We start from the raw sequence: 26,201 nt of genomic DNA on the forward strand, positions 1-26,201 counted from the left end.
CAAGGCGGGTCCAGGGGCGCAGCCCCAAGGCGGGTCCAGGGGCGCAGCCCCAAGGCGGGTCCAGGGGCGCAGCCCCAGGGAGCGGGTCCGGGGCGCAGCCCCGGGGAACGGAGGAAGGGCGGGGCGGGGAGCAAAGCACCGCGCAGCGGAGCCCCGGCCGCACGCCGAGACCCCGACTCCGCAGGAGAATGAACGCATGCCCGAAGGCGACACCGTCTACCGCACCGCGGCCCGGCTCCGCGAAGCCCTCGCGGGCAAGCAACTCACCCGCTCCGACCTCCGCGTCCCCCGCTTCGCCACCGCAGACCTCACGGGCTTCACCACCCTGGAGGTCGTCCCCCGGGGCAAGCACCTCCTCATCCGCTTCGGCCCCCCGACGGCACCCGCCACCGAGCCAGGAACCGGCACCGCCCCAGGAGCCACCCCCCACCCCCGCCTCACCCTCCACACCCACCTCCGCATGGACGGCACCTGGCGCATCCTCCCCACCACCGACACCACCAGCACCAGCACCACCACCCGCACCCGCACAGCCACCCCGCCCCACCCACCCGGCCCCGCCCACGAAATCCGCGTCATCCTCGCCACCGCCGACCACACCGCCGTCGGCTACCGCCTCCCCGTCGTCGAACTGCTCCGCACCGCCGACGAGCACCGCGCCGTCGGCCACCTCGGCCCCGACCTCCTCGGTCCCGACTGGGACGAGGCCACCGCCGCCGCGAACCTCCTCGCCGCCCCCGCCCGCCCCCTGGGCGAAGCCCTCCTCGACCAGCGCAACCTGGCCGGCATCGGCAACGTCTACAAGGCCGAGCTCTGCTTCCTCGCCCAGGTCACCCCCTGGACCCCGGTGGGCGACCTGCCGCCCAGCACGCTCCCCCGCCTCGCCGCCGCCGCGCACCGGCTCCTCGACGCGAACAAGGACCGCCGCCGCAACACCACCGGCAGCCGCCGCCCCGGCCAGACCCTGTTCGTCTACGGCCGCGCCCACCGCCCCTGCCTGCGCTGCGGCACCCCCGTCCGCGAGGCTCCGCAGGACGACCGCCCCACGTACTGGTGTCCCCGTTGCCAATCCGGCCCGACGCCTTAGTTGACGCCCCGTCAGATCCGGTCGTACCGTCCCCGCATGCCTACACCCAGCGCGTACGAACTCACCGGCCGCACCGCTCTGATCACCGGCGCCGCCAGCGGCATCGGCCGGGCCACCGCCGTACTCCTCGCCGAGGCCGGAGCCGCCGTGCACTGCGCGGACCGCGATGCCCACGGTCTCCAGGAGACGGTCGAACTGATCACCAAGGCCGGCGGCCGGGCCACCGCACATCCCCTCGACGTGACCGACCGTGCCGCGATCAAGGCGGCGATCGCACAGGCCGGCCCGCTCGACATCACCGCCGCGATCGCCGGGGTCATGCACAGCAGCAGCGTTCTGGAGACGTCCGACGAGGACCTCGACCGGGTCCTGGACATCAACTTCAAGGGGGTGCTGCGCACCTGCCAGGAGGCCGCCCGCGCCATGATCGCGGCCGGCCGGCCCGGTTCGATCATCACCATGGCCTCCGGCGCCGTGGACGCCGCCCAGCCCGGTCTGCTCTGCTACAGCGCCGCCAAGGCCGCCGTCGTCCAGTTGACCAAGACCCTCGCCACCGAGGCCGGCCCGCACGGCATCCGCGTCAACGCCGTCGCGCCCGGCTGGATCCGCACCCCGATGACCGGCCGGCACAGCCCCGAGGTCCAGGAGCAGACCGAAGCGATGATGACGCGGATGTCCCCGCTACGCCGCGTGGGCGAGCCCGAGGACATAGCCCAGGCAGTGCTCTACCTCGCCTCGGACGCCTCGTCCTTCATGACGGGCCAAATCCTTCGCCCGAACGGAGGAGTCTCCATGCCTTGGTAAGGAACCACCCCCGGTCCACCCGCCCAGACCCACGATCACCAAGCCCCCGACGACCCGCCCCCGGGCTCCCCACTCCCCGACGGCATCACCCCCGGCTCCCCGACCGCCACCGACCCGGCACCAGCCCGCTCCCCGCCGTTGCCCGCGGCTCCGCCGCCATCCCCAGCTCCGCCACCCAAACCACCTGCCGCACCACGGCGGCGACGTCCACCGACCGGCCCCGGCACGCAGTGCACCGGCAGCAGCCCCAGCCCCCACCCCCCGACGGCGACCGCACCCTCCACCGGCCCGGCCTCGGCCGGCGCCAGCACGAGCCGCAGCACGGCCCACCACCACAGGACGCCCACCGACAGCGCGAGGGCCAGACCCACGGGTATACCCAGCAACCGCCGCACGGCCACCTCCAGGGGCCGGAGACCCGAACGGGCCCATCCTCCCGCACCCCGCCCCCACCCGCACCCCCTCGCGCCGCCACCGGAACGGCACCCTCCCCCCACCGGAACGGCGCCCCCACCGGAACCACCCGCACCCGGAACGGCAAGAAGCCCCGCCCGGCACCCAAGGGCACCGGCCGGGGCTCCGGCCACACTCATACGCTCAGCACACACGCACGCACACGCACACTCACGGACACGCACGCAGGCATTCGCTCACGCACGCATCACGCGGCTACGACATTCACCGCTTCCACGGGTGCCTTGATGGTCACCCGTTCCGGGCCACCCGTGACCGAGGCCACGGATACCGAATTGAGCATCGGGCGGACCGGTGCGGACACCGGTTCGCTCGCCGCGGCGGACTGGGCCAGCTCGGCGAGCGAAAGCTCGTCGCTGACTTCCCGCATCAGCTCTGACATCCGTACGTCAAGCGCGTCGCAGATCGCGGAGAGCAGCTCGGAAGATGCCTCCTTCTGCCCCCGCTCCACCTCGGAGAGATAGCCGAGCGAAACTCGGGCGGACGAGGAGACTTCGCGCAGAGTACGGCCCTGGCGCTGGCGCTGCCGACGCAGCACGTCACCCAGCAGGCGACGGAGCAGAATCATCGGTGGCTCCCTCCTCTGACCGTGTAGCCGTAACCTTCACGCCCCACCGTACCGCCTCGCGCGGCGGCCGTGCGGGGAGCGATGTCGTGTTCACTCAGGGCTGCAAACATCAAATCCCCCCGTCCTGTTCCGTATCCTGCCCCCGCAGATTCTCGCGGAGTTCGCTCGCGAGCAGCTCGAGCACTGTCCGTGCACTCTCCCTACGGATTTCCGCGCGGGAGCCTTTCAACCTCAGCCGGGCCGTTTTCCTGCCCCCGGGACCCGCCACCGCGATGAAAACGGTGCCCACCGGCTGCCCGTCCTGCGGTTCCGGACCGGCCACTCCGGTGGTCGCGATGCCCCACGAGGCACCCAGCACGCGCCGCACTCCGGCCGCCATCTCCTCCGCGACCTGCGGGTTCACCGCGCCTTCGGCCTCGAGCAGCCCGGCGTCCACGCCCAGCACCTGGTGCTTCAGCTCGGTCGCGTACGCCGTGACCGACCCGCGAAAAGACTTGGAGGCGCCGGGGACGGCCGTGAGCTCCGCGGCGACCATGCCGCCGGTCAGCGACTCCGCGACCGCAACCGTACCGTTACTCTCCGCAAGGAGTCTCAGTACCTCGGCCGCAACCACCCCACTGGCCCCGGCGGACCCGGCCGCATTCCGCAGTGCTTCACCGGCCACCGAAGATCCGCCCGTCTCTTGCAGCCCCGCGCCATCCCCCGCAAGGTTCACCGCGCGGCACGCTCCGCGGCGAGCCCCTTGCGCCGGAGCACGACGGCCTGCCGGATGTAGTCCAAACCGGTGACGACGGTCAGGACGACGGCAACCGCCATCACCCAGAACCGCAGCGTCGCCAGCGGCCCGGTCAGCGCGAGCACGTACATGCCCACGGCCGTGCCCTGGGCCAGGGTCTTCAGCTTCCCGCCCCGGCTCGCCGGAATCACTCCGTACCTGATGACCCAGAAACGCATGAGCGTGATCCCGAGTTCCCGGCCCAGGATCACCCCGGTGACCCACCAGGGCAAATCGCCGAGCCAGGACAGACACACCAATGCCGACCCCATGATCGCCTTGTCGGCGATGGGGTCGGCGATCTTGCCGAAGTCGGTGACCAGGTTGTACGTACGGGCCAGATGCCCGTCGAAGATGTCGGTGATCATGGCGACGGCGAACGCCGCCCACGCCAGGGCCCGCCAGACGGGGTCATAGCCCCCGTCGGCGAGCAGCAGCATCACGAATCCCGGCACCAGGACCAGCCGGATCATCGTCAGGATGTTGGCGATGTTCCACAGGCTGGCCTGATTGACCGCCGCGGCGCCCAGCTTCGCGCCGGGCGCGGGCCGGCGGCCGGTCCCGCCCGCCGCAGATGCCGGGGCTCCGGTCATCCGGCCGCCTCCTCAAGATCCACGCCCAGGGGCTCCGCCACGAGGTCCACACCCAGGGTGCCGACCACCTTCGCGGTGACGATACGCCCCGGGACCAGGCCCGCGCCGTCGGTGAAGACGACCTGGCCGTCGGTCTCGGGTGCCTGGTGGGCGGCGCGCCCGTAAGCGCCCTCGCCGTCCTCGGCCTCGTCGAGCGGGACGACCGTCTCGACGAGCACCTCCAGCGTCTCCCCGATCCGCTCCTCCGCGCGCTGCGAGGTGAGCTCCTCGGCGAGGCGCTGCATGTGGGCGAGGCGCTCGGCGATGGTGTCGGCGTCCAGCTTGTTCTCGTACGTGACGGCCTCGGTGCCGTCCTCGTCGGAGTAGCCGAAGACGCCGATGGCGTCGAGCCGCGCGCTGGTGAGGAAGCGCTCCAGCTCGGCGAAGTCGGACTCCTTCTCGCCGGGGAAACCGACGATGAAGTTGGACCGGACGCCGGCCGTCGGGGCCTTGCTGCGGATGGTGTCCAGCAGCTCCAGGAAGCGGTCGGTGTCACCGAAGCGGCGCATGGCGCGCAGCACGTCGGGGGCCGAGTGCTGGAAGGAGAGGTCGAAGTACGGGACGACCTTGGGGGTCGAGGTGAGTACGTCGATCAGGCCGGGCCGCATCTCGGCGGGCTGGAGGTAGCTGACGCGGACGCGCTCGATGCCGTCCACCTCGGCCAGCTCGGGCAGCAGGGTCTCCAGCAGGCGGATGTCGCCCAGGTCCTTGCCGTACGAGGTGTTGTTCTCGGAGACCAGCATGATCTCCTTGACGCCCTGCTCCGCGAGCCAGCGCGTCTCGCCCAGCACGTCGCTGGGGCGGCGGGAGATGAAGGAGCCGCGGAAGGACGGGATGGCGCAGAAGGAGCAGCGCCGGTCGCAGCCGGAGGCGAGCTTGACCGAGGCGACCGGGCTCTTGTCCAGGCGGCGGCGCAGCGGCGCGCGCGGACCGGAGGCGGGCGCGACGCCCTCCGGCAGGTCCGCGGGGGCGGGCTCGGGCTCCTGGGCGTGGCCGGGGAGCGCCACGTCGGCGTCCTGGCGCTGGGCCGGGCTGATCGGCAGCAGCTTGCGCCGGTCGCGCGGGGTGTGGGAGGCGTGGATGCCGCCGTTGAGGATGGTCTGGAGGCGGTCGGAGATGTCGGCGTAGTCGTCGAAGCCGAGTACGCCGTCGGCCTCGGGGAGCGCTTCGGCAAGTTCCTTGCCGTAGCGCTCGGCCATACAGCCGACGGCTACGACGGCCTGCGTGCGGCCGTGATCCTTGAGATCGTTGGCCTCCAGCAGGGCGTCTACGGAGTCCTTTTTGGCGGCTTCGACAAAGCCGCAGGTGTTGACGACGGCTACGTCCGCATCGGCGGCGTCCTCGACGAGCTCCCAGCCATCCGCCGCCAAGCGGCCTGCGAGCTCCTCCGAGTCCACCTCGTTACGGGCGCAGCCAAGAGTGACAAGGGCGACGGTACGGCGTTCGGGCATGGACTCAAGACTACTTCGTCCCGGCACCGGCCCCCGCCTCCCGTCCCGGACGACAAGATCCCCGGGGTGCGGCGCGGCACCCCGGGGATCCGGAACGTTCTATTCCCTGCTGGTCAGCCCTGCTGGTCAGCCCGCCTGGGCCTGACCCTGACGGGGGTCGTCCTTGGTGTATGTGAGACGTTCCACCTGTCCGGGCTGGAACTCGTCCTTGATCTCCTTGCCGTTCACGAAGAGCTTCACGACCCCGGCATCGCCGAGCACCAGGTCGATGGACTCCTTGTCCGTGAACGTCTTCGACTGACCCTGTTCGAGGGTGCCGTCGAAGAGGAGCCGGCCACTGTGGTCCTTGGCCGAGATCCAGCTCTCGCCGTCGTTGGCCGTCAGGACGACCGTGACGAGGTCCTTGGGCGCGGCGGCGATGGCGCTGTCCGAGGGCTCCGGCTTGGGAGCCGTGGGCGCCGGCGGCGCCTGGACCGACGGCTTGGACGCGTTGGGGGTGGGTGCGGGCTTCGGCGCGGCGGAACCTTCCGCCACCGGCCGCTTGGTCTTCTCGTCGGCGCCGCCGAAGGCCGTGAAGCCGACGAAGCCGATCACGGCGACGATGGCGGCGACCATGGCGGCGGTCCAGTTGGGCCGCTGCCGTTCGGGGCGGATCCGCTCGGCTTCGAACATCGGCGCGGCGGGGGTGGGTGCCGGCCGGCCGCCGTGGGCCGCGTCGTAGCTGTCGATCAGGGGTTCCGGATCGAGTCGTACGGCACGGGCGAGCGTACGGATGTGGCCGCGGGCATAGACGTCGCCGCCGCAGCGCGTGAAATCGTCGGATTCGATCGCGTGCACGATCGGAATGCGCACGCGGGTGGTGGAACTGACCTCGTCGACAGTCAGCCCGGCGGCGATCCGGGCCTTCTTGAGGGCCGTCCCGATGGACGGCTCTTCGACGGAACGTTCGACGAGGCGGTCCTCGGACCGGTCGTCGGTCGAAGGCCGCTCTTCTTCGGGGGAGTTGGCGTTGCCGATGGACACGAGGGCGCCTTTCGAGCGTGTAGCCACCTGCTGGATGTCCAGTCTAGGGGGGTGACGAAAGGGTGGAGCAACCGGAGGGGCACCTCCCTACGCCATACGAATGGCCAGGGGGCTCCCGCCCGGTGCGGCGACCCGGAACGGACCGCCACTCCCTCAACTAGACACGCGACCGGGGGAAACGGTTGCCCCCGATCCTTTGCCCGTTACTCGGGAGTCTCCCCGCGGATCACCGCGAGCACGCCGTCGAGCTCGTCGGCCTTCAGCAGCACGTCGCGCGCCTTCGACCCCTCGCTCGGTCCGACGATCCCCCGGGACTCCATCAGGTCCATCAGCCGCCCGGCCTTCGCGAACCCGACCCGCAGCTTGCGCTGGAGCATCGAGGTGGACCCGAACTGCGTGGAGACCACCAGCTCGGCCGCCTGGCACAGCAGGTCGAGGTCGTCGCCGATCTCCTCGTCGATCTCCTTCTTCTGCTTCTGCCCGACGGTGACGTCGTTGCGGAAGACCGGGGCCATCTGGTCCTTGCAGTGCTGCACGATCCCGGCGATCTCGTCCTCGGTGACGAAGGCGCCCTGGAGCCGCACGGGCTTGTTCGCGCCCATGGGCAGGAACAGCCCGTCGCCCTTGCCGATGAGCTTCTCCGCGCCCGGCTGGTCGAGGATGACCCGGCTGTCGGCGAGCGAGGAGGTGGCGAAGGCCAGGCGCGAGGGCACGTTCGCCTTGATCAGACCGGTCACCACGTCCACCGAGGGCCGCTGGGTCGCGAGCACCAGGTGGATGCCGGCCGCGCGGGCCAGCTGGGTGATGCGGACGATCGAGTCCTCCACGTCGCGCGGGGCCACCATCATCAGGTCGGCGAGCTCGTCGACGATCACCAGCAGGTACGGGTACGGGCTGAGCTCCCGCTCGCTGCCCGGCGGCAGTTTGATCTTGCCGTCGCGGATCGCCTGGTTGAAGTCGTCGATGTGCCGGTAGCCGAAGGCGGCCAGGTCGTCGTAGCGCAGGTCCATCTCGCGCACGACCCACTGCAGCGCCTCGGCGGCCCGCTTGGGGTTGGTGATGATCGGCGTGATCAGGTGCGGGATGCCCTCGTACGCCGTCAGCTCCACCCGCTTGGGGTCCACGAGCACCATCCGGACGTCCTCCGGGGTGGCCCGCACCATCACCGAGGTGATCAGGCAGTTGATGCAGGAGGACTTTCCGGAACCGGTGGCTCCGGCGACCAGGACGTGCGGCATCTTCGCCAGGTTGGCCATGACGTAGCCGCCCTCGACGTCCTTGCCGAGCGCCACCAGCATCGGGTGGTCGTCCTCGGCGGCGTCCGCCAGCCGCAGGACGTCCCCCAGGTTGACCATCTCGCGGTCGGTGTTCGGGATCTCGATGCCGACCGCCGACTTGCCCGGAATCGGGCTGATGATGCGCACGTCGGGCGAGGCCACGGCGTAGGCGATGTTCTTCGCCAGCGCCGTGATCCGCTCGACCTTCACGGCCGGGCCGAGCTCCACCTCGTAGCGGGTCACCGTCGGGCCCCGGGTGAAACCGGTGACCTTCGCGTCGACCTTGAACTCCATGAACACGTTCGTCAGGGAGGCCACGACCGCGTCGTTCGCGGCGCTGCGGGTCTTGCCCGGGCCGCCCTTCTCCAGCAGGTCAAGCGAGGGCAGGGAGTACGTGATGTCCCCGCGCAGCTGGAGCTGCTCCGCGCGGGGCGGCAGCGCCTGGGTCGGGGGCGGGGTCTTGGTCAGGTCGGGAACGGACAGCGTCCCGGAGGCCGCCGCCGTGGTGTCGTGCGGCGGGGCCGCGTCGGCGGGCTCCTCCTCGCGGGCGGCCTTCTCCTCGCGGGACGGCCCCTCCTCCCGGGCCGCCGGAACCGGGGCGGTGATCTCCGCACCCTCACGCTCCATCGAGATGCCCTGCGTGAGGTCGGCGACCAGCGGGGAGGGCGGCATCCCGCCGTACACCACCCCGTCCAGCGCGGCGGCGGCCGCCGCGGCCACGTCGACGGCGTCCATCCCGCGGTCCATGGACCGGCCCGAGGCCCGCCGGGGGCGCCGGCGCCGGGCGAGCGCCTCCTCCTCGGCGGCCTCCGCCGGGTCTCCCGGCCCGGCAGCGCCGGAGCGGGCCCGCCACTGCTCGGCATCGTGCCGGTCCGCGGCGGCCGAGGCCGCGCTCGCGGCGTCCCCGTACTCGGCATACTCGGCGTCGTGTTCGTTCGGAGCGATGACCCCGAGGCGGATCCCCGCGCTCCGCAGCCGCTGCGGGATCGCGTTGACGGGGGTGGCGGTGACCACCAGCAGCCCGAACACGGTGAGCAGCACCAGCATCGGCACGGCCAGCGGCGCGCCCATGGTGAAGATCAGCGGCTTCGAGGCGCCCCAGCCGATCAGCCCGCCGGCGTTCTGCATGGCGGTGGTGCCCTCGTCGCGCCCGGGGGCTCCGCAGGCGATGTGCACGAGCCCCAGGACTCCGACGACCAGCGCCGAGAGCCCGATGCCGATGCGGCCGTTGGCATCGGCCTGTTCGGGATGGCGGATGAAACGTACCGCCATGACGCCGAGCAGGACCGGCACGAGCAGGTCGAGCCGCCCGAAGGCGCCGGTGACCAGCATGGTCACCAGGTCCCCGACGGGCCCGCTCAGGTTCGACCAGGTCCCGGCGGCGACGATCAGCGCGAGCGCGAGCAGCAGCAGGGCGAGGCCGTCCTTGCGGTGGGCCGGGTCGAGGTTCTTCGCACCCTGCCCGATGCCGCGGAAGATCGCGCCGACCGCGTGCGCGATGCCGAGCCAGAAGGCGCGCACCAGCCGCAGCACTCCCCCGGTGGGGGACGGCGCGGGCTTCGGCGCGACCTTCTTGACGGGGCCGCGCTTGGCGGCGGGCGCCGCCTTCTTGGCGGGCGGCTTGCGGGCTGGGGCAGCCTTCTTCGCCGGCGCCGTCGTACGGCCGGTGCGGCCCTTCGCGGTGCCCGCCGTGCTCTGGGAACCCTTACCGGACGTACTTGAGGCCATGCGCCCGAGGTTACCGGTGCGCGCGCCGGTGGACACGCGTGCCCACCCCTTCACCCGTTCGTGTCGTTCCGGGTCTCGGGTGGGAGACGCCCGCGGGCTCGGCCCGTACCGGCGGCCCGCCCTGACGTCCCGCCAGACCTGACGGCCCGCCAAGCGGGCCCGCACGCGCCCCTCCCGGGTCACGAACGGGCTCGGCAGCCTCACCCAGCCGCGAACCTCAGCCGTGAGCGGGCAGCACGGGAGCCCCGCCGCCCGTCCCCGGTTCCAGCGCGTCGAGCGCCCGCCGCAGCCCGGTGAGCTTGCGCTCCAGGTGCGCCGCGGTGGCCACCACCGAGGGATCGGCCGCTTCCTCGCCGAGCTGCTTGGTCAGCGCCTCCGCCTGCTCCTCCACGGCGGCGAGCCGCGCGGAGAGCTCGGCCAGCAGGCCGGCCGTCTCCTTGGAGCCGTCCACCGCGCCGTTGGAGCCGCCGCCCTCCAGCTGGAGCCTCAGCAGCGCCGCCTGCTCGCGCAGTTGGCAGTTCTTCGTATACAGCTCGACGAACACCGAGACCTTGGCCCGCAGCACCCACGGGTCGAAGGGCTTGGAGATGTAGTCCACCGCGCCCGCCGCGTACCCGCGGAAGGTGTGGTGCGGACCGTGGTTGATCGCCGTGAGGAAGATGATCGGGATGTCCCGGGTCCGCTCACGCCGCTTGATGTGCGCGGCCGTCTCGAACCCGTCCATGCCCGGCATCTGCACGTCGAGCAAAATGACCGCGAAGTCGTCCGTCAGCAGCGCCTTGAGCGCTTCCTCCCCTGACGACGCCCGGACCAGTGTCTGATCGAGCGCGGAGAGGATGGCCTCCAGCGCCAGCAGATTCTCCGGCCGGTCGTCGACCAGGAGGATCTTGGCCTTCTGCACCATGCCCTGTCCTCCTCGCCCCGGCATGGGGCCTCCCCGGCTCCTGGCTCCGGCCTGTGCGCCGGGCCCCGCCCCAGAGGACGGCATCCTTGCGCCGTCCGTCCTTGTGCCGGTCATCGTAGCCCCAGTCCCGAGATCGCCACACCCTGTCACCAAGATGTCACAGCGCACGAAGCGGAAACGTGGTGGAAGGGCAGAAGGTTCCCTCGGGAGTCCCCCTCCGCCCGCCCGGTCACGCCCCGGCCCCGCGCATGTGCCCTTCCATGACCGACAGTAGATAGTCGGGCTCGACCGGCTTGGTCACGTAGTCCGAGGCACCGGACTCGATCGCCTTCTCCCGGTCGCCCTTCATGGCCTTCGCCGTCAGCGCGATGATCGGCAGCCCCTCGAACTGCGGCATCCGCCGGATCGCCGAGGTCGTCGCGTACCCGTCCATCTCCGGCATCATGATGTCCATCAGCACGAGCGCCACGTCGTCGTGCTGCTCCAGGACCTCGATGCCCTCCCGGCCGTTCTCCGCGTACAGCACCGCCAGACCGTGCTGTTCCAGCACGCTGGTCAGCGCGAAGACGTTGCGCACGTCGTCGTCCACGATCAGCACCCGCTCGCCGTGGAAGTCGTACGTCCGCGGCGCCGTGGGCAGCGGCTCCTCGACGGCCCACGCCTCCGCGTCGCCCTGTCCGGGAACTTCCGCCCGCAGCGGCGGCTCGGCCATCGCCTTGCGGCGCCGCCGGAACAGCGCCGAAGACCCCTGCCCGACCGGCTCCCCGGCCCGCGGCAGCGCCATCGGCCCCACGGACCCTACGGGGCCCTGCGCCATCGGCGCCGCCGGCAGTTCGGGCCGCGCCTCCTCGGCGGCCGGGCGGCGGTACAGCTCCCCGCGCGCCCCGCCGGGCGTCGGCGGCGCGTACCCCTGCGGGGGCAGCTCGCTCGGGTGCAGCGGCAGGTACAGCGTGAAGGTCGAGCCGCGCCCGGGCTCGCTCGCCGCGTGGATCTCCCCGCCCAACAGCCGGGCGATCTCCCGGCTGATGGACAGTCCGAGGCCGGTGCCGCCGTACTTGCGGCTGGTGGTCCCGTCGGCCTGCTTGAACGCCTCGAAGATCACCAGCATCTTGCTCGCCGCGATCCCGATCCCGGTGTCGGTCACCGAGAAGGCGATCAGATCGGCGTCGGCCTCCCGCAGCGAACCGGCCTCCAGGAGCTGCTCGCGGATCGCGATGGGCACATCGGCCCCGGCGGGCCGGATCACCAGCTCCACCGCCCCGGTGTCGGTGAACTTCACCGCGTTCGACAGCAGGTTGCGCAGCACCTGGAGCAGCCGCTGCTCGTCGGTGTGCAGGGTGGCGGGCAGCTCCGGGGAGACCCGTACCGAGAAGTCGAGCCCCTTCTCCGCGGTCAGCGGCCGGAAGGTGGCCTCCACGTAGTCGACGAGCTGGACCAGCGCGATCCGCGTCGGGGAGACGTCCATCTTCCCGGCCTCGACCTTCGACAGGTCGAGGATGTCGTTGATCAGCTGGAGCAGGTCGGAGCCGGCCCCGTGGATGGTCTCGGCGAACTCCACCTGCTTCGGCGAGAGGTTCTCGTCCGCGTTGTCGGCGAGCAGCTTGGCCAGGATCAGCAGGGAGTTGAGCGGGGTCCGCAGCTCGTGGGACATGTTCGCCAGGAACTCGCTCTTGTACCGCATCGAGACCGCGAGCTGCTCGGCACGCTCCTCCAGGACCTGCCGGGCCTCCTCGATCTCGGTGTTCTTCACCTCGATGTCCCGGTTCTGCTGGGCCAGCAGTTCGGCCTTCTCCTCCAGCTCGGCGTTGGCCGCCTGGAGGGCCTTCTGCCGGTTCTCCAGCTCGTCGGAGCGCTCGCGCAGCTGCTCGGTCATCTCCTGCGACTGCTTGAGCAGCATCTCCGTCTTGGAGTTGACGGAGATGGTGTTGACGCTCGTACCGATCATCTCGGCGATCTGGCTGAGGAAGTCCTTCTGGATCTGCGTGAAGGGCTGGAAGGAGGCCAGCTCGATGACGCCGAGCACCTTCCCCTCGAAGAGCACCGGCAGCACGATCACGTGCGCGGGCGGTGCCTCGCCGAGCCCGGAGGAGATCTTCAGGTAGCCGGGCGGGGTGTTCTCGATGAGCACCATCCGCTTCTCCTCGGCGACCATCCCGATCAGTCCCTCGCCCGGCCGGAAGGAGATGGGCATCTGCCCGCCGGCGTACGCGTAACTCCCGCGCATCCGCAGCTCGTACGAGCCGTCCGCGCCCCCGTCGGTCCCGATCTCGGTGGTGCCCCCGGTCGGCAGCGCCAGGAAGAACGCCCCGTGCTGCGCGGAAACCACCGGCGTCAGCTCGCTCATGATCAGCGAGGCCACGTCGTCCAGCTCGCGGCGGCCCTGCATCAGGGCGGAGATGCGGGCGAGGTTGCCCTTGAGCCAGTCCTGCTCCTTGTTGGCCAAGGTGGTGTCGCGCAGGTTGGCGATCATCGTGTTGAGGTTGTCCTGGAGGACCTGGATCTCGCCGGCGGCGTCCACGTCGATCTTCAGGTTGAGGTCGCCCCGGGTCACCGCGGTGGCCACGGCCGCAATGGCGCGCACCTGCCGGGTGAGGTTTCCGGCCATCTCGTTCACGGACTCGGTCAGGTCCCGCCAGGTGCCGTCCACGTCCCGGACCCGCGCCTGACCGCCGAGGATGCCCTCGGTGCCCACCTCGCGGGCCACACGGGTCACCTGGTCGGCGAAGGAGGAGAGCTGGTCGACCATCGTGTTGATCGTGGTCTTGAGCTCCAGGATCTCCCCACGCGCATCGATGTCGATCTTCTTGGTCATATCGCCCTTGGCGATGGCGGTCGTGACCATGGCGATCTGCCGCACCTGGCCGGTGAGGTTGGAGGCCATGAAGTTCACCGAGTCGGTGAGGTCCTTCCAGGTCCCGGAGACCCCGGGCACGTGCGCCTGGCCGCCGAGGCGGCCTTCCGTGCCCACCTCGCGGGCCACGCGCGTGACCTCGTCGGCGAAGGAAGACAGGGTCTTGACCATGGTGTTGACGGTGTCGGCGAGCTGCGCGACCTCGCCGCGCGCCTCGACGGTGACCGTCTTGGTCAGGTCGCCGTTGGCCACCGCGGTCGACACCTGAGCGATCCCGCGCACCTGGGCCGTCAGGTTGCCGGCCATGGTGTTGACGTTGTCGCTGAGGTCCTTCCAGATGCCGGTGACCCCGCGCACCCGGGCCTGGCCGCCGAGGATGCCCTCGGTACCCACCTCGCGGGCCACCCGCGTCACCTGCTCGGCGAAGGAGGACAGCTGGTCCACCATCGTGTTCACCGTGGTGACGAGCTCCAGGATCTCGCCCTTGGCATCGACGGTGATCTTCTTGGAGAGGTCGCCCATGGCGACCGCCGTGGTCACCTCGGCGATGTTGCGCACCTGCGAGGTCAGGTTGTTGGCCATGAAGTTGACGGACTGCGTGAGGTCCTTCCAGGTGCCGGAGACCCCCTTCACCTCCGCCTGGCCGCCCAGGATGCCCTCGGTACCCACCTCGCGGGCCACCCGGGTCACCTGCTCCGCGAAGTTCGAGAGCTGGTCCACCATCGTGTTGAGGGTGTTCTTCAGCTCCAGGATCTCGCCGCGGGCGTCGACCTCGATCTTCTGCGACAGGTCGCCGCGCGCCACCGCGGTGGCGACCTGCGCGATGTTGCGGACCTGCGAGGTCAGGTTCCCGGCCATGCCGTTCACGGAGTCCGTCAGGTCGCGCCACACGCCGGCCACGCCGGGCACCTGCGCCTGACCGCCGAGCCGGCCCTCCGTACCCACGTCCCGGGCCACCCGGGTCACCTGCTCGGCGAAGGCCGAGAGCTGGTCGACCATCGTGTTGATGGTGTTCTTCAGCTCCAGGATCTCTCCGCGGGCGTCCACGTCGATCTTCTGGGAGAGGTCGCCGCGGGCCACCGCCGTGGTCACCTGGGCGATCTGGCGCACCTGGGAGGTCAGGTTCCCGGCCATGAAGTTGACGGAGTCGGTGAGCTCCTTCCAGGTGCCGGACACCCCCTCGACCCGCGCCTGGCCGCCGAGCCGGCCCTCCGTGCCCACGTCCCGCGCCATCCGCGTGACCTGGTCGGCGAAGGAGGACAGCTGGTCCACCATCGTGTTCACGGTGTTCTTCAGCTGCAGCATCTCGCCGGAGACGTCGACCGTGACCTTCTGCGACAGGTCGCCGTTGGCCACCGCCGTCGTCACCTGGGCGATGTTGCGGACCTGCCCTGTGAGGTTGCGGAAGGCGGTGTTCACCGAGTCGGTGAGGTCCTTCCACGTCCCGGCCGCGCCCGGCACCTGCGCCTGCCCGCCCAGTTCACCCTCGACGCCGACCTCACGGGCCACCCGCGTCACTTCGGCACCGAAGGACTGGAGCTGGTCCACCATCGTGTTGACGGTGTTCTTCAACTCCAGCATCTCGCCGGCCACGTTCACGGTGACCTTCTGCGACAGGTCGCCGTTGGCCACCGCCGTCGTCACCTGGGCGATGTCGCGCACCTGCGTGGTGAGGTTGCGGAAGACCGTGTTCACCGAGTCGGTGAGGTCCTTCCACGTCCCGGCCGCGCCCGGCACCTGCGCCTGCCCGCCGAGCAGGCCCTTCGCCCCGACCTCGCTGGCCACGCGCGTGACCTCGTCCGCGAAGGTCCGTAGCGTCTCGGTCATCTGGTTGATCGTTTCGGCCAGTTGCGCGACCTCGCCGCGCGCGCTGACCCGGACCTTCTGCGACAGGTCGCCGTTGGCCACCGCCGTGGTCACCTGCGCGATGCCGCGCACCTGGGCCGTCAGGTTGCCGGCCATGGTGTTGACGGAGTCGGTCAGGTCCTTCCACACGCCCGCGACCCCGGGCACCTTCGCCTGGCCGCCGAGCTCACCCTCCGTACCCACCTCGCGGGCCACACGGGTCACCTCGGAGGAGAACGAGGACAGCTGGTCCACCATCGTGTTCACGGTGTTCTTCAGCTGCAGCATCTCGCCGGCCACGTGCACCGTGACCTTGCGCGACAGATCGCCCTTGGCCACCGCCGTCGTCACGAGAGCAATGTCACGCACCTGGGCGGTGAGCCGGTACGCCATCGTGTTGACGGAGTCGGTCAGATCCTTCCAGGATCCGGACATTCCGCGCACCTGCGCCTGGCCGCCGAGCTTGCCCTCGGTACCGACCTCCAGCGCCACCCGCGTCACCTCGTCGGTGAACGCGGAGAGCTGGTCGACCAGGTTGTTGACCGTCCGCCCGACCTTCAGGAACTCCCCGCGCAGCGGGTGCCCGGCCCCCTCCGCGGCCTGGGTCCGCAGGTCCATGCGCTGGTCGAGATCACCCTCGGCGACCGCCGACAGCACCCGGCCCACTTCGGACACCGGCCGGGCCAGGTCGTCCACCAGCTGGTTCGAGGCGTCGATCGCGGCCGCCCAGGAGCCCTCGCAGGCGCCTGTTTCCAGCCGTTCGCTGAGCTTGCCCTCGCGGCCGACCATGCGCCGCACACGGGAGAGCTCCCCGGTCAGGTGGAGATTGCGGTCGGCGACCTCGTTGTAGACGGCGGCGATCTCCGCCATCACCCCGTCGCCGGACACCGTCAGCCGCTTGCGGAAGTTACCGTCCCGCATCGACACCAAGGCCGTGAGCAGCCTGTTCAGGGCCGCGGTATCGACTTCCGTCGTCACGCCCCGCCGGGAGCGTCCTCCCTTCGGGCGCGTTCCCGTACGCCGCACCGCCGCGCCAGCCTCCACCGTGTCCCTCCCGAAGGGGTCGACCACTGTTCCACCGGGCATCTTGTTCATCAGACCGCGTCCACTTACGCCGTGCCCATCTACGCCGTGCCCATCCACGCAGTGCCCATGTACCGCGTGACTCCAAGCCTGCCCAGTGTTTCACCCCGGCCGAACCCGGCCATAACACTCCGGCACCATCGCACACCGGCCGCACCCTGCGGGTGGATTCCCAGACGACGGCACCATGGCGACCGTGAAGGTAAGTAACCTGGCATCCGTTGTCCACCGCGTCGAAGGAGACTTGTGATCACGGCACGGGCGGCTGCCAGTTTCGATCCACAGGGGCGTTCAGTCGCTGCTGCCCGCGCATTCGTCCGCGACACCCTCCAGGGCTGGGGTTTCGCAGACATCGTCGACGACGCGGTGGTCCTCACCAGCGAGCTCGTCACCAACGCCGTGGTCCACGCCGGCACCCGCGCCGAGGTCCTGTGCCTGCGCACCGAGGACGGCGTACGGGTCGAGGTCGCCGACCGCTACCCGGAGCGCGAGCTCCCGCTCCAGCACCCCGGCGATCGCCCGTACGCCGATCCCGACCGCGAGAACGGCCGCGGGCTCATGCTCTGCGCCGCCCTCGCCACCCGCTGGGGCGTCGAGTACACGGCCACGCACAAGCACGTGTGGTTCCGGCTCGACATGCCGGACCGTCCGGTCGGTACCCGCTCCGCGGGACCCGTCGTCCCCGACCAGCTGCTCCCCCTGGCCGACAGCCGGGTCCGGGTCGCCGTCCTCCAGATCGACTCCGCCGGCACCGTCTCCGCCTGGAACGAGGACGCCGAGATCATCTTCGGCCACCTCGCCTCGAAGGCGGTCGGCCGCCCGCTCGCCGAGCTCGCCGCCTGGCCGCAGACCCCCGGCACCGGTACCGGCATCGCCGAGGCCCTGCGCCTGTCCCGCTGGGAGGGCAGCTACGGCATCCGCGGCGCCGACGGCCGCGTCATCCCCATCTACGCCTCCCACCTGCGGGTCCGCGATGCCCACGGGGAGCCCTCCATCGTCTGCCTGCTCGTGCACGACGACGAGCGGGCCCTGCTGCAGAGCCCCGTACGGGTCCCCATGGACGGCGGCCAGCTCACCGAGTCCCGCCCCACGGACCCCTTCGAGATCTTCATCGGCTCCCCCGCCCCCGACGACCTCGACGGCCTCCTCCAGCGCACCGTGGAACGCGCCCGCGACCTCCTCGACGCCGACTCCGCCTTCCTCCTCCTCGCCACCGACGACGAGACCGAGCTCGAGGTCCGCGCCACCACCGGCCTGCCCTCCACCCGCCAGCGCTTCGCGCGCGTCCCCGTCGAAGCCGGCACCAACCGGTACGGCAGCGCCCGCATGCCCGCCGTCCACGAGGACCTCGTCGTCGTCCCCGGCGCGGTACCCCTGCTGGAAGCCACCGGCATGCGCTCCGCCATCACCGTCCCCCTCAAGGTCGAAGGCCGCCTCACCGGCTCCCTCGGAGTCGCCGCCGAAGTCCCCGGCCGCTACTCCAACGACGACGCCCTGCGCTTGCAGTTCGCCGCGGACCGGATCGCCCTCGCCGTGGAATCGGCTCGCCTCGGCGAGCTCGAACGGCTGCGCCGCGGATCCCTGTCCTTCCTCGTCGAGGCCTCCGACCTGCTCGCCGGCACCCTCGACCGGGACCAGACGCTGGCCCTCATGGCCCAGATGACCGTCCCCACCCTCGCGACCTGGTGCGCCGTCTACACCATCGCCGACCAGGCCTCCGACCCGTTCCTCTCCTACGTCCTGCACGAGGACGAGGAACGCATCGACGGCCTCAAGGCCCTGCTCGCCCAGGTCAGCCCGCCCGAACCGGTCCGCGAGTCCGGCGCCCGCCCCTGGCCCGAGACCTCCCTGGCGGTCGGCGGCGAGACGGTGGTCCTCCCGCTCCTCGCCCGCAACCGCGTCATCGGCATGCTGACCCTCGGCAAGCCCTCCGAGGAGCACTTCCGGCAGGAGATCCTCGAACTCGCCGAGGACCTCTCCCGCCGCGCCGCCCTCGCCCTGGACAACGCCCGCCTCTACTCCGAGCGCACCGCCATCAGCCGCTCGCTCCAGCGCAGCCTGCTGCCGCCCGGGTCCCCGACCATCCCCGGCATCGAGGTCGAGGTCATCTACCGCGCGGCCGGCGAGGGCAACGAGGTGGGCGGCGACTTCTACGACGTCTTCCCGATCCGCCCCGGCGTCTACGGGTTCGCCATCGGCGACGTCTGCGGTACGGGCCCGGAGGCGGCCGCGGTCACCGGCCTGGCCCGCCACGCCTTGCGCCTCCTGGCCCGCGAGGGCCTGGGCGGCCCGGCCGTGCTGGAGCGCCTCAACGCGGCGATCCTCGACGAGGGCGACCGCAGCCGCTTCCTCACGCTCCTGTACGGCGAGCTGCACCCGCAGCCCGACGGCGGCGCCCACATGAAGGTCGTCTGCGCGGGTCACCCGCTGCCGCTGCGCCTGCGCCCGAACGGCGAGGTGACCTCCGCCGCCGACCCGCAGCCCCTCCTCGGCGTCCTCGACGACCTGGACCTCTACGAGCAGACCCTCACCCTGGACCCCGGTGACGTGCTCCTCTGCGTCACCGACGGCGTCACCGAACGCCGCGAGGGCACGCGCATGCTCGGCGACGACGGCCTGGCCGAGGTCCTCACCACCTGTACGGGCCTCACGGCCGGCGCCGTCGCCTCCCGCGTCCTGCGCGCGGTGGAACGCTTCGCCGCCGAACCGGCCTCCGACGACATGGCCATCCTTGCCTTCCGCATCCCCCGGCAGCGCGACGGCGACTGAGCACCGTCGCGCCATTCGCCTCAGCGGCGGGGCCCCGGCACCAGGATCATGAACGACGGGGCCGCCATTTCCCCGGTCCAGGGGGCACTGCCCGTCTCGACGACGGCGTCACGGCCGCCGGCGGACCGGGAGGGGGACACGGACGAGGGCGTGGACGAGGACGAGGACGGGGAGGCGCTTTCGGCAGCCAGGGCCGTCCTGAACGTGTGGGCGAGGTGTCGGATCCGGTCGGTGTTCATGAGCGTTCCTCCCGTGGATCGAGGGCCTGGGAACTCCTGCCTTGCTGATCCCATTGCGCCCCGAGCCCCGCCCCTGGTCACGGCCCGAAGATTCGGGGCTTGACGGGAAGTCCCGGACCCCCCTCACGCACAAAAGGGCCCCCGCCACGAGGCAGAGGCCCTTCCACACCGTCCCTCAGACGTCGTCCCGGCGCGTCAGCGCGATCCCGAGCACGTCCTGGACGTACAGCTCGACGAACTCGGGCAGCCAAGGATCACCGGCCATCCGCTCGAAGACCTTCACCAGCCGGTCGTCCGGCTGATCGGTCAGCAGCACGATCCGCCAGGTGTTGAGCGGCTGCTCGTCCGTACCCGCGACCCCGTGCTGCACGTGGAACAGCGGCTGGCGGTCGTCCGCGCGCAGGGGCACGCCCTGCACGTCGGCGAAGGTCTCCCGGCCGAGGAAGGTGACCACCTGCTTCTCGTGGTTCAGGTACGTCTCTTCGAGCACGAGTCCGTACGCGTCCGGCTCGAGCCACAGCCTCTGCTGCGACTGCCTGACGAACTCGGCCCCCAGCTCAACACCCGTACGGCCCGGCACCCAGGCGGAGGCAGAGCCCTCCTTGATGACGTACGGAATGAAGGCACCCGGGTTGCCGGCCTTCCGGACCTCCATGTCCCAGATCCCCGCCCGGTCCAGGGCCACCGGCTCGGCGGCGAGGTACCGCTCCCCCATGATCCGGTTCACGTCCACGGCCGGCAGAACCGCCCGGGTATACCTCTCGTCGGCCCAGGCCTGCTCGAACTCGGCCTCGGCCGGAGTCTGATCCGACATCACGCATTCCTCCCCATGAACAGCATCCTCAAGATCAACTCGAAGGATACGCAGGGAGAACTCCGGGAACGCAAAAAGGCCCCCGCCAATGGCGGGGGCCTTCTCGTTTTGGAGCCCTTTAACGGAATCGAACCGTTGACCTTCTCCTTACCATGGAGACGCTCTACCGACTGAGCTAAAAGGGCGGGTTGTTCGGCGGCGTCCTACTCTCCCACAGGGTCCCCCCTGCAGTACCATCGGCGCTGAAAGGCTTAGCTTCCGGGTTCGGAATGTAAACCGGGCGTTTCCCTAACGCTATGACCACCGAAACACTATGAAGTTAACCAACCGGATATGAACACAGTTCGTTACTTCAGAACTAACACAGTGGACGCGAGCAACTGAGGACAAGCCCTCGGCCTATTAGTACCAGTCAGCTCCACCCGTTACCGGGCTTCCACATCTGGCCTATCAACCCAGTCGTCTACTGGGAGCCTTACCCTCTCAAGGAGGTGGGAATACTCATCTTGAAGCAGGCTTCCCGCTTAGATGCTTTCAGCGGTTATCCCTCCCGAACGTAGCCAACCAGCCATGCCCTTGGCAGGACAACTGGCACACCAGAGGTTCGTCCGTCCCGGTCCTCTCGTACTAGGGACAGCCCTTCTCAATATTCCTACGCGCACAGCGGATAGGGACCGAACTGTCTCACGACGTTCTAAACCCAGCTCGCGTACCGCTTTAATGGGCGAACAGCCCAACCCTTGGGACCGACTCCAGCCCCAGGATGCGACGAGCCGACATCGAGGTGCCAAACCATCCCGTCGATATGGACTCTTGGGGAAGATCAGCCTGTTATCCCCGGGGTACCTTTTATCCGTTGAGCGACGGCGCTTCCACAAGCCACCGCCGGATCACTAGTCCCGACTTTCGTCCCTGCTCGACCCGTCGGTCTCACAGTCAAGCTCCCTTGTGCACTTACACTCAACACCTGATTGCCAACCAGGCTGAGGGAACCTTTGGGCGCCTCCGTTACTTTTTGGGAGGCAACCGCCCCAGTTAAACTACCCATCAGACACTGTCCCTGATCCGGATCACGGACCGAGGTTAGACATCCAGCACGACCAGAGTGGTATTTCAACGACGACTCCACAACCACTGGCGTGGCCGCTTCAAAGTCTCCCACCTATCCTACACAAGCCGAACCGAACACCAATATCAAACTATAGTAAAGGTCCCGGGGTCTTTCCGTCCTGCTGCGCGAAACGAGCATCTTTACTCGTAGTGCAATTTCACCGGGCCTATGGTTGAGACAGTCGAGAAGTCGTTACGCCATTCGTGCAGGTCGGAACTTACCCGACAAGGAATTTCGCTACCTTAGGATGGTTATAGTTACCACCGCCGTTTACTGGCGCTTAAGTTCTCAGCTTCGCCACACCGAAATGTGACTAACCGGTCCCCTTAACGTTCCAGCACCGGGCAGGCGTCAGTCCGTATACATCGCCTTACGGCTTCGCACGGACCTGTGTTTTTAGTAAACAGTCGCTTCTCGCTGGTCTCTGCGGCCACCCCCAGCTCACGGAGTAAATCCGATCACCAGTGATGGCCCCCCTTCTCCCGAAGTTACGGGGGCATTTTGCCGAGTTCCTTAACCATAGTTCACCCGAACGCCTCGGTATTCTCTACCTGACCACCTGAGTCGGTTTAGGGTACGGGCCGCCATGAAACTCGCTAGAGGCTTTTCTCGACAGCATAGGATCATCCACTTCACCACAATCGGCTCGGCATCAGGTCTCAGCCTTATATGAGGGACGGATTTGCCTACCCCTCGGCCTACACCCTTACCCCGGGACTACCACCGCCCGGGCTGGACTACCTTCCTGCGTCACCCCATCGCTTACCTACTACAAGTCTGGTTCGCCGGCTCCACCACTTTCCTTTCCCCGAAGGGTCCGGAACGGCTTCACGGGCTTAGCATCGCCTGATTCGATATTGGGCGTTTCAAAGCGGGTACCGGAATATCAACCGGTTGTCCATCGACTACGCCTGTCGGCCTCGCCTTAGGTCCCGACTTACCCTGGGCAGATCAGCTTGACCCAGGAACCCTTAGTCAATCGGCGCACACGTTTCTCACGTGTGTATCGCTACTCATGCCTGCATTCTCACTCGTGAACCGTCCACAACTAGCTTCCGCTGCTGCTTCACCCGGCACACGACGCTCCCCTACCCATCACAGCGGGCGTTGGCCCTATTGCTGCAATGACACGACTTCGGCGGTACGCTTGAGCCCCGCTACATTGTCGGCGCGGAATCACTTGACCAGTGAGCTATTACGCACTCTTTCAAGGGTGGCTGCTTCTAAGCCAACCTCCTGGTTGTCTCTGCGACTCCACATCCTTTCCCACTTAGCGTACGCTTAGGGGCCTTAGTCGATGCTCTGGGCTGTTTCCCTCTCGACCATGGAGCTTATCCCCCACAGTCTCACTGCCACGCTCTCACTTACCGGCATTCGGAGTTTGGCTAAGGTCAGTAACCCGGTAGGGCCCATCGCCTATCCAGTGCTCTACCTCCGGCAAGAAACACGTGACGCTGCACCTAAATGCATTTCGGGGAGAACCAGCTATCACGGAGTTTGATTGGCCTTTCACCCCTAACCACAGGTCATCCCCCAGGTTTTCAACCCTGGTGGGTTCGGTCCTCCACGAAGTCTTACCTCCGCTTCAACCTGCCCATGGCTAGATCACTCCGCTTCGGGTCTAGAGCGTGCAACTCAATCGCCCTATTCGGACTCGCTTTCGCTACGGCTTCCCCACACGGGTTAACCTCGCTACACACCGCTAACTCGCAGGCTCATTCTTCAAAAGGCACGCAGTCACGACCCATTGAGTAAACTCAATGAGCGACGCTCCCACGGCTTGTAGGCACACGGTTTCAGGTACTATTTCACTCCGCTCCCGCGGTACTTTTCACCATTCCCTCACGGTACTATCCGCTATCGGTCACCAGGGAATATTTAGGCTTAGCGGGTGGTCCCGCCAGATTCACACGGGATTTCTCGGGCCCCGTGCTACTTGGGAGATTCTTAAGCAAGCCGCTGATGTTTCGTCTACGGGGGTCTTACCCTCTACGCCGGACCTTTCGCATGTCCTTCGACTACATCAACGGTTTCTGACTCGCCGACCGGCCGGCAGACCGATCAAAAGAATTCCCACAACCCCGCATGCGCAACCCCTGCCGGGTATCACACGCATACGGTTTGGCCTCATCCGGTTTCGCTCGCCACTACTCCCGGAATCACGGTTGTTTTCTCTTCCTGCGGGTACTGAGATGTTTCACTTCCCCGCGTTCCCTCCACATGCCCTATGTGTTCAGGCATGGGTGACAGCCCATGACGACTGCCGGGTTTCCCCATTCGGACACCCCCGGATCAAAGCTCAGTTGGCAGCTCCCCGGGGCCTATCGCGGCCTCTCACGTCCTTCATCGGTTCCTGGTGCCAAGGCATCCACCGTGCGCCCTTAAAAACTTGGCCTACAGATGCTCGCGTCCACTGTGTAGTTCTCAAGCAACGACCAGTCACCCATCACCCTCACCCATAAGGTGAAGTTCACTGGGGCCGGCATCGCGAAGATAAAGCCTTACGGCCGTACCCTCAGATACCCAACAACGTGCCAAGCACCAGACCTCTTCCGAATTCTCTTTCCACGCCGAAGCAGTACTTGAGAATCATCAGATCATCTGGTGCCAACTAATCAACGTTCCACCCTGAGCTGACCGTGCAGAACGTTTGTCTGCAATCGGTACTGTGCTCCTTAGAAAGGAGGTGATCCAGCCGCACCTTCCGGTACGGCTACCTTGTTACGACTTCGTCCCAATCGCCAGTCCCACCTTCGACAGCTCCCTCCCTTACGGGTTGGGCCACCGGCTTCGGGTGTTACCGACTTTCGTGACGTGACGGGCGGTGTGTACAAGGCCCGGGAACGTATTCACCGCAGCAATGCTGATCTGCGATTACTAGCAACTCCGACTTCATGGGGTCGAGTTGCAGACCCCAATCCGAACTGAGACCGGCTTTTTGAGATTCGCTCCACCTCACGGTATCGCAGCTCATTGTACCGGCCATTGTAGCACGTGTGCAGCCCAAGACATAAGGGGCATGATGACTTGACGTCGTCCCCACCTTCCTCCGAGTTGACCCCGGCGGTCTCCTGTGAGTCCCCATCACCCCGAAGGGCATGCTGGCAACACAGGACAAGGGTTGCGCTCGTTGCGGGACTTAACCCAACATCTCACGACACGAGCTGACGACAGCCATGCACCACCTGTATACCGACCACAAGGGGGGCACTATCTCTAATGCTTTCCGGTATATGTCAAGCCTTGGTAAGGTTCTTCGCGTTGCGTCGAATTAAGCCACATGCTCCGCTGCTTGTGCGGGCCCCCGTCAATTCCTTTGAGTTTTAGCCTTGCGGCCGTACTCCCCAGGCGGGGAACTTAATGCGTTAGCTGCGGCACCGACGACGTGGAATGTCGCCAACACCTAGTTCCCAACGTTTACGGCGTGGACTACCAGGGTATCTAATCCTGTTCGCTCCCCACGCTTTCGCTCCTCAGCGTCAGTAATGGCCCAGAGATCCGCCTTCGCCACCGGTGTTCCTCCTGATATCTGCGCATTTCACCGCTACACCAGGAATTCCGATCTCCCCTACCACACTCTAGCTAGCCCGTATCGAATGCAGACCCGAGGTTAAGCCTCGGGCTTTCACATCCGACGTGACAAGCCGCCTACGAGCTCTTTACGCCCAATAATTCCGGACAACGCTTGCGCCCTACGTATTACCGCGGCTGCTGGCACGTAGTTAGCCGGCGCTTCTTCTGCAGGTACCGTCACTTTCGCTTCTTCCCTGCTGAAAGAGGTTTACAACCCGAAGGCCGTCATCCCTCACGCGGCGTCGCTGCATCAGGCTTTCGCCCATTGTGCAATATTCCCCACTGCTGCCTCCCGTAGGAGTCTGGGCCGTGTCTCAGTCCCAGTGTGGCCGGTCGCCCTCTCAGGCCGGCTACCCGTCGTCGCCTTGGTGGGCCATTACCCCACCAACAAGCTGATAGGCCGCGGGCTCATCCTTCACCGCCGGAGCTTTTAACCCCCGCCCATGCAGGCAGGAGTGTTATCCGGTATTAGACCCCGTTTCCAGGGCTTGTCCCAGAGTGAAGGGCAGATTGCCCACGTGTTACTCACCCGTTCGCCACTAATCCACCCCGAAGGGCTTCATCGTTCGACTTGCATGTGTTAAGCACGCCGCCAGCGTTCGTCCTGAGCCAGGATCAAACTCTCCATGAATGTTTACCCGTAATCGGGTGCACACGCACTTAGAGCGGGACAGTCATGTCGGAATAAGACCGACCGTCCACTGCGTCCTCGCTGTGTAATTGCCTGCAAGTGTCAGGGCTGAAGCCGCGACCTCACAGGTCTTTTTCAAAGGAACCTCATCCACCGAAATGGACGGGGTATCAACTTTTTGGCGTTGATTTTTGGCACGCTGTTGAGTTCTCAAGGAACGGACGCTTCCTTTGTACTCACCCTCTCGGGCTTTCCTCCGGGCTTTCGTTCTGTTCTGTTCTTGCGTTTCAGACTCTATCAGAGTCTGTCTCGCTTGTTTTCCGCCTTCCAGGTCAACCGCTTTCGCGTTTTCCCTTTCCGGCGATTCCAACTCTACCAGATCATTTCCGTGCCCTGCTTCTCGAAAGTCGCAGTCGGTTTGGATTTGAATTGGACGGCCATTGGAGAGCCATTCCCTTTCGGGCGAGCCAGACTTTATCAGGTTTCCCTGCTCTGGAATCCCACCCGCCCGCATCGACACGGCCGGGCACACGTGTGTGCCGGGGGGTCGTGCGAGGTGGAG

General features: G+C 67.8%; 14 protein-coding genes, 1 tRNA gene and 3 rRNA genes. 3 read left to right on the forward strand and 15 right to left on the reverse strand.

What is annotated here, in order from left to right; translation table 11 throughout:
* Positions 1–196: 196 nt before the first annotated feature.
* A complete protein-coding gene (locus OG898_RS02940) occupies positions 197–1,087 on the forward strand; it encodes a DNA-formamidopyrimidine glycosylase family protein (RefSeq protein WP_266954825.1) in 891 nt (296 codons plus the stop codon).
* A 36-nt stretch (positions 1,088–1,123) separates the two neighbouring features.
* Complete coding sequence (locus OG898_RS02945; RefSeq protein ID WP_250751777.1) at positions 1,124–1,891, forward strand: SDR family NAD(P)-dependent oxidoreductase; 768 nt, start codon at positions 1,124–1,126, stop codon at positions 1,889–1,891.
* 35 nt (positions 1,892–1,926) lie between these two features.
* On the opposite strand, the gene OG898_RS02950 is transcribed toward OG898_RS02945, so the two are convergent.
* The 9 genes from OG898_RS02950 to OG898_RS02990 all read right to left on the reverse strand — a co-directional run bounded on the left by OG898_RS02950 (position 1,927) and on the right by OG898_RS02990 (position 16,463).
* Positions 1,927–2,286 (reverse strand): hypothetical protein, encoded by a 360-nt coding sequence (locus OG898_RS02950; protein WP_266954827.1) that lies wholly within the window; start codon positions 2,284–2,286, stop codon positions 1,927–1,929.
* Positions 2,287–2,552: 266 nt separating this feature from the next.
* Positions 2,553–2,933 (reverse strand): helix-turn-helix domain-containing protein, encoded by a 381-nt coding sequence (locus tag OG898_RS02955; RefSeq protein ID WP_112451800.1) that lies wholly within the window; start codon positions 2,931–2,933, stop codon positions 2,553–2,555.
* 109 nt (positions 2,934–3,042) lie between these two features.
* Positions 3,043–3,546, reverse strand: a complete 504-nt coding sequence (locus tag OG898_RS02960) for a CinA family protein (protein WP_250751820.1) — start codon at positions 3,544–3,546, stop codon at positions 3,043–3,045.
* 98 nt (positions 3,547–3,644) lie between these two features.
* Positions 3,645–4,301, reverse strand: coding sequence for a CDP-diacylglycerol--glycerol-3-phosphate 3-phosphatidyltransferase (gene pgsA, locus OG898_RS02965; protein ID WP_250751772.1), 657 nt, complete (start codon positions 4,299–4,301; stop codon positions 3,645–3,647).
* On the reverse strand, positions 4,298–5,791 hold the full coding sequence (gene rimO / locus OG898_RS02970) for a 30S ribosomal protein S12 methylthiotransferase RimO (RefSeq protein WP_250751760.1): 1,494 nt from the start codon (positions 5,789–5,791) through the stop codon (positions 4,298–4,300). Before rimO ends, pgsA begins: the two co-directional genes overlap by 4 nt.
* Before the next feature lie 126 nt (positions 5,792–5,917).
* A complete protein-coding gene (locus OG898_RS02975) occupies positions 5,918–6,814 on the reverse strand; it encodes a helix-turn-helix domain-containing protein (protein ID WP_250751758.1) in 897 nt (298 codons plus the stop codon).
* 203 nt (positions 6,815–7,017) lie between these two features.
* Positions 7,018–9,819 (reverse strand): DNA translocase FtsK, encoded by a 2,802-nt coding sequence (locus OG898_RS02980; RefSeq protein ID WP_266954832.1) that lies wholly within the window; start codon positions 9,817–9,819, stop codon positions 7,018–7,020.
* Positions 9,820–10,036: 217 nt separating this feature from the next.
* A complete protein-coding gene (locus OG898_RS02985; protein WP_250751754.1) occupies positions 10,037–10,723 on the reverse strand; it encodes a two-component system response regulator in 687 nt (228 codons plus the stop codon).
* A gap of 229 nt (positions 10,724–10,952) precedes the next feature.
* Complete coding sequence (locus tag OG898_RS02990; protein WP_266960050.1) at positions 10,953–16,463, reverse strand: HAMP domain-containing protein; 5,511 nt, start codon at positions 16,461–16,463, stop codon at positions 10,953–10,955.
* A gap of 285 nt (positions 16,464–16,748) precedes the next feature.
* On the opposite strand from OG898_RS02990, the gene OG898_RS02995 reads away from it, so the two are divergent.
* Complete coding sequence (locus OG898_RS02995; protein WP_266954835.1) at positions 16,749–19,271, forward strand: SpoIIE family protein phosphatase; 2,523 nt, start codon at positions 16,749–16,751, stop codon at positions 19,269–19,271.
* A gap of 20 nt (positions 19,272–19,291) precedes the next feature.
* On the opposite strand, the gene OG898_RS03000 is transcribed toward OG898_RS02995, so the two are convergent.
* The 6 genes from OG898_RS03000 to OG898_RS03025 form a co-directional block, all read right to left on the reverse strand.
* Positions 19,292–19,510 (reverse strand): hypothetical protein, encoded by a 219-nt coding sequence (locus OG898_RS03000; RefSeq protein WP_250751750.1) that lies wholly within the window; start codon positions 19,508–19,510, stop codon positions 19,292–19,294.
* Positions 19,511–19,685: 175 nt separating this feature from the next.
* Positions 19,686–20,324, reverse strand: a complete 639-nt coding sequence (locus OG898_RS03005) for a hypothetical protein (protein ID WP_250751748.1) — start codon at positions 20,322–20,324, stop codon at positions 19,686–19,688.
* A 109-nt stretch (positions 20,325–20,433) separates the two neighbouring features.
* A tRNA-Thr gene (locus OG898_RS03010) sits at positions 20,434–20,509 on the reverse strand.
* A gap of 5 nt (positions 20,510–20,514) precedes the next feature.
* A 5S ribosomal RNA gene (gene rrf / locus OG898_RS03015) occupies positions 20,515–20,632 on the reverse strand.
* A gap of 74 nt (positions 20,633–20,706) precedes the next feature.
* Positions 20,707–23,830 (reverse strand): 23S ribosomal RNA (locus tag OG898_RS03020).
* A gap of 284 nt (positions 23,831–24,114) precedes the next feature.
* Positions 24,115–25,639: ribosomal RNA gene (locus tag OG898_RS03025) — 16S ribosomal RNA — on the reverse strand.
* The 16S, 23S and 5S rRNA genes sit together here with 1 tRNA gene alongside, the layout of an rRNA operon.
* Positions 25,640–26,201: the final 562 nt, after the last annotated feature.

Source organism: Streptomyces sp. NBC_00193 (genome assembly GCF_026342735.1).
GTDB lineage: Bacteria > Actinomycetota > Actinomycetes > Streptomycetales > Streptomycetaceae > Streptomyces > Streptomyces stoeckheimensis.